The 8354-nt window shown below is 69.5% G+C and carries 10 protein-coding genes; 3 read left to right on the forward strand and 7 right to left on the reverse strand.

Features of this window, described 5'->3' with window-relative positions:
• Nucleotides 1–81 precede the first annotated feature (81 nt).
• Nucleotides 82–2046, forward strand: a complete 1965-nt coding sequence (locus tag EAD89_RS15305) for a beta-propeller domain-containing protein (protein ID WP_233578700.1) — start codon at nucleotides 82–84, stop codon at nucleotides 2044–2046.
• 111 nt (nucleotides 2047–2157) lie between these two features.
• Nucleotides 2158–2508, forward strand: coding sequence for a hypothetical protein (locus EAD89_RS15310; RefSeq protein ID WP_233578701.1), 351 nt, complete (start codon nucleotides 2158–2160; stop codon nucleotides 2506–2508).
• Between the two features lie 79 nt (nucleotides 2509–2587).
• Here EAD89_RS15310 and EAD89_RS15315 read toward each other — a convergent pair whose 3' ends face one another.
• The 6 genes from EAD89_RS15315 to EAD89_RS15340 form a co-directional block, all read right to left on the reverse strand.
• A complete protein-coding gene (locus EAD89_RS15315; RefSeq protein ID WP_121676177.1) occupies nucleotides 2588–3523 on the reverse strand; it encodes an NAD(P)-dependent oxidoreductase in 936 nt (311 codons plus the stop codon).
• Nucleotides 3524–3627: 104 nt separating this feature from the next.
• Entirely contained in the window at nucleotides 3628–3969 is a 342-nt protein-coding gene (locus EAD89_RS15320) for a hypothetical protein (protein WP_233578703.1), read from the reverse strand.
• 227 nt (nucleotides 3970–4196) lie between these two features.
• Entirely contained in the window at nucleotides 4197–4427 is a 231-nt protein-coding gene (locus tag EAD89_RS15325) for a hypothetical protein (protein WP_121676178.1), read from the reverse strand.
• A gap of 4 nt (nucleotides 4428–4431) precedes the next feature.
• Nucleotides 4432–5715 (reverse strand): WXG100 family type VII secretion target, encoded by a 1284-nt coding sequence (locus EAD89_RS15330; RefSeq protein ID WP_121676179.1) that lies wholly within the window; start codon nucleotides 5713–5715, stop codon nucleotides 4432–4434.
• On the reverse strand, nucleotides 5712–6032 hold the full coding sequence (locus EAD89_RS15335; protein ID WP_121676180.1) for a type VII secretion target: 321 nt from the start codon (nucleotides 6030–6032) through the stop codon (nucleotides 5712–5714). Before EAD89_RS15335 ends, EAD89_RS15330 begins: the two co-directional genes overlap by 4 nt.
• Nucleotides 6019–6441, reverse strand: a complete 423-nt coding sequence (locus EAD89_RS15340) for a YbaB/EbfC family nucleoid-associated protein (RefSeq protein ID WP_233578705.1) — start codon at nucleotides 6439–6441, stop codon at nucleotides 6019–6021. The genes EAD89_RS15335 and EAD89_RS15340 overlap by 14 nt, the downstream gene beginning before the upstream one ends.
• A gap of 211 nt (nucleotides 6442–6652) precedes the next feature.
• Here EAD89_RS15340 and EAD89_RS15345 point away from each other — a divergent pair, with 211 nt between their 5' ends.
• Nucleotides 6653–7546, forward strand: coding sequence for an NAD(P)-dependent oxidoreductase (locus EAD89_RS15345; protein ID WP_121676181.1), 894 nt, complete (start codon nucleotides 6653–6655; stop codon nucleotides 7544–7546).
• Nucleotides 7547–7552: 6 nt separating this feature from the next.
• On the opposite strand, the gene EAD89_RS15350 is transcribed toward EAD89_RS15345, so the two are convergent.
• A partial coding sequence (locus EAD89_RS15350) for a glycoside hydrolase family protein (protein ID WP_199733514.1) occupies nucleotides 7553–8354 on the reverse strand: 802 nt, incomplete at its 5' end.

The raw sequence follows: 8354 nt of genomic DNA on the forward strand, positions 1-8354 counted from the left end.
GGCAGCCACGTCGTAGGGGGCATGACGCGTAGCAGCGCCCACGTACCCCAGCCAACCGTCGCCACCGGCGTCCCTCGATTCATGACTCCAGCTCGCGTCCTGGGGCTGGCCCTGGTCGCCGGCCTGGCGCTGGTCACCGGCTGTACGGCGGAGCCGGCTCCCGTCCCGCCACGTGACCGGGATGTGCCGGCTGGCGGGTTTCGGCTCGTCGCGTTCGACTCCTGCCCGGAGGCGTTGCAGCAGCTGAAGACGGCGGCCAAGGCGTACGTCGGGCCCTGGGGGTTCGGGCCGAACGGGGACATCCGTACCTTCGCCGGCGCCGAACAGGCCGCCGGGCCTGCCACTGCGATGCGGACGGATGCGGCGCCCAAAGCTGCCGCCCCCGGCTACTCGGGCACCAACACCCACGAGGCCGGGGCCGATGAGCCGGACCTGGTCAAGACCGACGGCAAGCGGATCGTCACCGTGCAGCACGGCAAGCTGTACGTGGTCGACCCGGCCACCCGCCAGCTGACCGGGGAACTGAAACTGGCACCGGGTGCCGATGGATTCCGCGGGGGCGAAGACAGCCTGCTGCTGCACGGCGACCGGGCGCTGGTGCTGCTCGGCGACGGGTGGGCCGGGATGGGGAAACCGGCCATCCGCGGGGGAGACGCGCGCACCGCAGACGCCCCGACGCCGGACGGCATCATCGGCCCCCGGCTGATCATGGTCGACCTGTCCGACGCCCCGAAGATCATCGGCGAATACCGGATCGACGGCAATCTGGTGGACGCCCGCCAGGTGGGCAGCACTGTCCGGGTCGTGGTCCGCTCCGCGCCCCGGCTGGACTTCCCGCACCCGCAACGGGCCACCGAAGAGCAACGCACCGCCGCCAACCGCGAGATCATCGACAACGCCACCCTCGACGACTGGCTGCCCCGGTACGAGGTCACCTCCGGCGGGCGGACCAGCGCCGGACGGGTCGGCTGCGAACGGATCAGCCGGCCGGCCGCCTACTCCGGGACGTCGCTGGTGACCATGCTCAGCTTCAACCTCGGTGCGGCCACGCTCGGCGCCGGCGACCCGGTCAGCATGATCGCCGACGGCGACACCGTCTACAGCAACGGACCCCGGCTGTACGTCGCCAACGACCAGCGCTGGCGGGTGCTGCCGATGCTGAGGGCGCGGAACGTCGCACCCGATCCCAAAGACGAGACCACCGACATCTATCAGTTCGACATCTCGGGCGCCGGTGCCCCGCGGTACGTCGCCGACGCGTCCGTACCGGGCTGGCTCATCAACCAGTACGCCATGTCCGAGTGGGACGGGCATCTGAGAGTGGCCACCACCAGTGGCCGTACCTGGGGCGACAAGCCGAACTCGACGTCCAGCGTGCACGTCCTGCGCGCCGACGGCAGGACGCTGACCCACGTCGGCAAGGTCACCGGACTGGGCAAGGGGGAGCGGATCTACGCGGTACGGTTCGTCGGCGGCACCGGGTACGTGGTCACCTTCCGGCAGACCGACCCGCTCTACACCGTCGATCTGCGTGATCCGGGCGCGCCGAAGGTGACCGGCGAACTGAAGATCAACGGGTATTCGGCGTACCTGCACCCGGCCGGTGAAGGACGGCTGCTCGGTGTCGGGCAGGAGGCGTCCGCCCAGGGCCGCGTCCAGGGCACGCAGCTCTCGCTCTTCGACGTCTCCGATCCGACCAAGCCGACCCGGCTCGCCCAGTATCACGTCAAGCAGGGGCACTCCGAGGCGGAGTTCGACCCCCATGCGTTCCTCTACTGGCCGGCGGAACGCCTGGTCGTGGTCCCACTGACCGTCTACGGCAAGGGCCTGCCGAGCAACGTGGCTGTGGCCCTGCGAGCCGACGACGGCGGGTTCACCGAGGTCGGCACAATCGACCACACGCCGGGCACGGGGCGTCCCGAGGACCTGACGCCGATCCGTCGGTCACTGGTGATCGACGGAGTGCTCTGGACCGTCTCCGCCGGTGGCCTCAAGGCGACCAGCCTCTCCACCATGACGACCCTCGGCTGGCTGCGTACCGCGTGAACGGCGAGGTGGTGGGTGGGCGCGGCGGATCCCCGCCGCGCACCACCCTGGCGTCCGCATCGACTACGTGATCGGGCCCATCCGGATCAGGCGGCGGGTAACGTGAACGCCGTGGAGGATCTCGGCGCGAAGGTCTCGTACCTTGCGCTCGCCGTCGGCACCCGGGTCTACGACGTCGAATCGGCACCCGTCGGCGTGGTCGAGCACGTGCTCACCGACGAACGCTCCGACATCTTCCACGGCGTGATCGTGGCCCCGCCGAAGCCGTACCGTTCCCACCGCTTCGCCCACCGGGACCAGATCGCCGACCTGTACGAGCGGGGGGTCGTGCTGTCGGTGCCCGGCCCCGAGATGCACGAGCCGGGCGAGGACACGCCGGCCAGAGAGGTCGAGGCCGCGGGTAACGACCCGGTGCAGGTGGGCCTCCGCCGCGCCTGGGAGTGGCTGAGCCGACCCCGCTGAACCTGCCGGGTCGATCTGGCATCGCCTGCTGCCCGGCGAGTTGAACGGTCACCGGACGGGCCCGCCGCACGGCCAGGTCTCAGGCCGATCGGGCGGCGTCGGTGATGTGCGCGATCACGGCCGAGTAGTCCCGATCGCCAAGGCCCGCCTCCTGGGCTGACGCGACCCACTGCCGCGCGGCGGCCGCGACCGGCAGGTCGACGCCGACCGACTCGGCGGCCGACACGACCAGATCGGCGTCCTTGAGGGCGAGTGACAGCGCGAACCGGAGCGGGAACTGACCGGACTCGACCGCTGGTCGTCGCCGATCCGCCTGCGAGCCGACGGGAGTCGCGGACAACACCTCGAACGCCGTGTCCCGCGGCAGTCCAAGCCCGTCCGCGAGAGCCAGCGCCTCACCGAGAACAGCGAGGACCCCGAACAGGGTCGAATTGGCGACCAGTTTGGCCGCAGCGCCGGCACCGAGCGGTCCGACATGCATGGGCGAGCCAAGCGCGCCCAACACCGGCATCCACCGTTGGGCGAGCTGCTCCGGCCCTCCGACGAAGATCCGCAGCGAACCCGACTCGGCCTCCGAGACGCTGCCCAGCACCGGCGCGTCGAGCAGGCCAACGCCCTCCGGCAGCATCGCGGCCAACCGTCGCACCGCGGGCGGCCCGACCGTCGACATCTCAGCGAGCGTCGTCGACGCGTCAGCGCCGGCAAGGATGCCCTGCGGGCCCTCGACCACCTCTTGCAGCGCGGCCGGGTCGGCCAGCATCGTGATGACCAGTTCAGCCCGGCGGGCAGCCTCTGCCGGACTGTCGGCGGCGACCGCGCCACGCGCCACAAGATCGCTGGCCCTCTGCGGTGTGCGGTTCCAGACGACGAGGTCATGGCCGACATCGAGCAGCCGGCCCGCCATCCGGCTACCCATCCCACCCAGACCGATCACAGCGACCGTGGCCATGGCGCCATCCTGCCAATTTCGCTCGAGCAATGCCGCACAAAGCGCCAGCTTGTTCACATCGATCATCAGGTCCTTGGCCCTGAGGCGTCGCAGCCCGGCCGAGGTAAGAGACTGCCCCGACCGGACGCAGGCTGCCGGGCGCTACGGGTGTACCCCGTATCTGACCCCGACTATGCAAGATCGTTCGGCGCGACGAAACCGGCGGTGTAGGTAGCTTCCACCAACTCCTGAAGATGGCGGATGACATCGGTCTTGTGCTCGGTGTCGGGCAGTTGCCGCTCCCCAGCCGCAACCAGGCCCTCCCGCCAGTGGTTGACAACCTCTTGCTTGGCCGCGGCCGGCAGGTCGTCGATCCACAAAGATCCGAGATTGTTGTCGACGATCTCCTGCAGGTGGGCCGCAGCCTGCCTATCCGAGATACGGGCGATCAGGAACTCCAGCGTCCAGTCGAACAAGCCTCCCGTCGCGGTCCAATCGACCCCGGGTTTCAAAACGATCAGGCCAGCCATCATTTCCCCACGATGAAGACTCGCGGACCGAGGGCTCCGGTCCGCTATGAAGGGTTCGATCCGAGCGACCGTTCCGGCGACTGTTGGCTGAGGGCGCCGTCGTCGGCCAACAGGCTGAAGCCGTGCCCGTCGAGCGCGTTGGCTAGCTCGTCGAGTCACGTCCTACCTCGGTCGCGCAGTGCCGCCTACAACTCAGGTCCGGGATGGGGTCCGGGCGCGGTGGCGGTAGTTCAGCTGGCGAATAACATCCTCGCGGGGAACTCGCCGCTGGACCGCCACGCGTTGACGATCTTTGCCGTGATCGCGCTGGCGGCCGAGTTGAAGTCTCCGTCACCGACGCGTGCTTCAAGCGTCCTGGGATCGATCGTGAGGATCCGGTCGAACCTGTCCTCGAATCCGAACTCATACCGGACCTCACCCTGGGTGGCGTCAATCCGCCTTGCGGCCACCATCATGCCCATCGCGCTAACCCCCGAAGTTTGAGTAGTCCTCATAGGTCGGCCCGGGAATCAGTTCCTCCCAGTTGGACACACGGTTGGCCGCGAGATGCGCTTCCCGGTAATCCGCCTGCGGATGCGCCCCGTAGTACCGTGATTCCGCCAATTCGTGCTCCAGGAGAGCATAGTCCTCAGGCAACGGATCGCCCCGACGCAGGCGCAGCCATGCTTCAGCCATGGGAGCGCTTGGGTCGTAACGTTGACGGATGATCCCGCCCGCGTAGTCATCCATTGGATGTTCCTCGAAGAAGATGTGTTGACGGATTCGCTCGATCTCCTCGCGGGGGAAGCCTGAGGAACCATCGAGACGAGGGGCGCCCGCAAGCTGACCAGCAATCGCATCGGTGTCGTCATGCTGCCGGATTGCGTCGTACGCCTCTCCCGCCCATCGTTCCTGCCGATCGTAGTCGCCGATGTTGTGAGGCCGGCTGGTGTGGCCCCCGTGCATGTCGAGCCCGTCCGATCCGGTGCCGGGCGGACGACCACTGCTCCCGTCTTGAAGCCGCCGTAGAGCCTGCTTGAGCCGCTCAATGAGTTCGCCGAGTCGGCGGATCTCCGGGATGAGCCGGCGGAGGCTGTTGAGCAGTGCACGGAGCAGCTTCGCGATTCGTGCCCCCCATGACGCCACCGTCGTGACGACCTGCTCCACCACCAGCGGTGTGGCGAGCCCGCCGGTGATGACCAGTTCGCCCGCGTACACGATGAGGCGGGAGACGCAGGTGGCGATGGCGTCGCGGACCAGTAGTCGGACGGCGGCGACGAGACCGGCGGCGCCCTCGGTGATCGCGGCCAGGGTGTCGGCGCCCTGGGCGAGCCCGGTGATGGCCTGGTTCTGCTGCGCGGCCCAAGCCCGGTACGCGGGACCTGCGGTGCCGCCCCAACCGGCGACGTCAGCGCGGACGGCGGCGGCCATTCCGGTGGCCTCCTCGCGCAGCGAGGCCGCGACGTTACGCCAGGTCTGGGCGTGGGCGACGATCTCTGCCGGGTTGCCGGCGAGCCAGTCCAGAGCCTCGCTGAGCGGCTTGACGTGCTCGATGAGCCAGGCGATGCCGTACTGGAGTAGCGCGCCGACCGGGTCGGAGACGAAGGCGAGAGCGTCGAGGCCGGCACTGACCACGCCGAGGCTGCCGTCGATCCAACTGCCGTTACGAACGCCCTGGGCGATGAGCTCGATGTCTTCGCAGATCCAGATGCCGGCACAAGGGCTGGGTGAGGAGGCGGAGGCTGTGGCGACCAGTGGATTGGTCGTCACCGCTGGCGCCCAGCCTGACGCAACACCTGCTCGGCGCGGGCGTCGGACGCCCGGTAGTGGTCCGTGCTCGTGCGCAGCCTCCCGGCGGTGTCGTGTACCGAACCGGCGGCGGTGCCGATGCCGTCGACCAGGGTGCGCTGGAGCCCGTCCAACAGGATGGGCATGATCGCGCAGAGCTGCCCGTACGCGTCGGCGCTCAACCGGACGTGCTGGCCGGCCTGGCGGGCGGTATCGAGGCGGTCGGCGTTGCGGTCGATGTGTGCGGCGTGGGAGGTCAGGTCGTCCGGGTCCACGTGGATGCTGTCACCGCTGGGCATCTGGCACGCTCTCGTCCGAGCCGAACCGACGCTGGTAGGAGTCGATCAGCGCTCGTCCGGTCGGGTCGTCGTCGCCGAGCGCTTCGGCGGTCGCCTCGGTGAGCTGACTCAGCAGGTCGACGTGCGCGGCCCTGGTGGTTTCCATGATCTGACGGGCGGTGTGGGTCGCAGAATGCTGCCGGATCCGCTCGTCCAGCCGCAGGTCGGTCAGCAGGCCGGATGCGTCGACGGTCACCTCGACGGTCCGGTCGGGGGTGGTGGCGGTGCCGGTCAGTGCCTGAAGCCGTGCCGACAGAGCCGTCGCCCGGGCCGCTCGCTCGGCTAGGGACGACTCCCACTCATCGAGCCGGCGCCCCGCCGCCTCCAACGCAGCGTCGTCCGCCCACATGTCGGCCCTCCCCAGGGACATCGGCGGTCATCACCACCGAAACCGACGCCACGTTACCAACCGATGGCCCTCCGTGTCGGCCCGGCTCTTCGAAGCCGAGCCGCAGCGCAGTTGTTGTGCCGCCGCTGGGCGGCCTCGCGACCCGTGACCAGTGCGGTGGCCGGCCACCCCCAGAACTGAGCGGACCACACCCGCGTGTGGGGCGCCGCGCTCTGCCGGAGAAGATGTGGTCATGACCAATCCCGCCCTGCCCAAGCGTGTCGTCGTCACCGGGGCCACCGGCAAGCTCGGTCGCGCCGTGGTCACCCACCTGCGCGCCATCGGCGTCGACGTCCTGGCCGTCGACCGCGCCGCCGGACGCGACCCCCGCGACGTCGGAGGCGAGTTCCTCCTGGTCGACCTCACCGACTACGGGCAGGTGGTGGAGGCGTTCACCGGCGGCGCCGACGAGCACCCCGGCGGGATCGACGCCATCGTGCACCTGGCGGCGGTACCGGCCCCCGGGCTGCACAGCAACGCGACCACCTTCGCGAACAACTCGGCCGCCACGTACAACGTGTTCGCGGCGGCTCGGGCGGCAGGGATCAAGCGGGTGGTGTGGGCGTCGAGCGAGACGGTGCTGGGGCTGCCGTTCGACACCCCGCCGCCGTACGCGCCGGTCGACGAGGAGTACGCGCCGCGCCCGGAGTCGACGTACTCGCTGAACAAGGCTCTTGAGGAGGAGATGGCGCGGCACTTCTGCCGGTGGGATCCGGAGCTGGTGATGGTGGGTCTGCGGTTCTCCAACGTGATGGACGTCGAGGACTACGTGCCGTTCCCGTCGTTCGACGCGGATCCGCGGCTGCGCCGGTGGAACCTGTGGGGCTACATCGATGCCCGCGACGGTGCCCAGGCGGTCGAGCGGGCACTCGTCCACGACCAGCCGGGCGCCGAGGTCTTCATCATCGCCAACGCCGACACGGTGATGAGCAGGTCCAGCGCCAGCCTGATGGCGGAGGTCTACCCGGGTGTCGAGATCCGCAAGGACCTCGGTGAGCACGAGACGCTGCTCAGCACCGACAAGGCACGCCGGGTGCTGGGCTTCGAGCCCCAGCACTCCTGGCGGGACCATGTGGACCTGTTGTAGTTCCGGTCAGCGGGCGGCCTGGTAGGCGCGGCCGACGGCGGTCGCTTCGCTGCCGGTGCGGAAGAGGCCGGTCTGGTCCTTGTCCGTGGCGGGCAGGCCGAACCAGGCGTACCGGTGCAGCCAGGACAGCCCGCGCAGCATCCGGGTCGCCGCGGTGAGGAACGCGGCCTGCTGGGCCTGGCTGGGGAAGCGGACCCCGTTGGAGAAGTCGATCAGGGCGAACTCGGTGAGCCAGATCGGCAGCTTGTAGCGGTCGTGGACGGCCTGGAGGTACGACTTGAGCTGGTTGACCGCGTTGGCGGTGGTGAAGTCGCCGCCGTACCAGTGCAGGGCGATGAAGTCGACCCGGTAGCCGCGTTCCTTCGCGCCGGTCATGAAGCGGTCGAGCCATTCGCCCGGTCGGTCCCCGCCCCACGCGACGGCGGGGCTGCCCAGCGGGAGGCCGGTCGACTCCAGTTGCGGCCACAGGTCCAGCGCCTGCTCCACGCTCATGTTCGCCTGACCGCCCATGTCCGGCTCGTTGAAGCCGAGCAGGTAGCGCCCGTTCTTCCTGGCCTGTTGCAGGTTGCTCGGGGTGACGCTCTTCGCACCCCAGATCATCGGGACGAACTCGCTGCCCTTCGGGCTGGTGACTCCCGGGTGGCCCACGTTCCAGGTGTAGTACCAGCTCGCCGTGGAGTTGGCCAATGCCGCGCTGACGCCGTTGAACGTCCAGACGCCGACGCCCTTCTTCTTCGAGGTCACCGCGGGTGCCGGTGCGGCCGGGCGGGCGGTCGTCGGCTTCGGCTTCGGGGTCGCCGCCGAGGGT

The organism is Micromonospora sp. BL4 (genome assembly GCF_003667505.1).
GTDB lineage: Bacteria > Actinomycetota > Actinomycetes > Mycobacteriales > Micromonosporaceae > Micromonospora.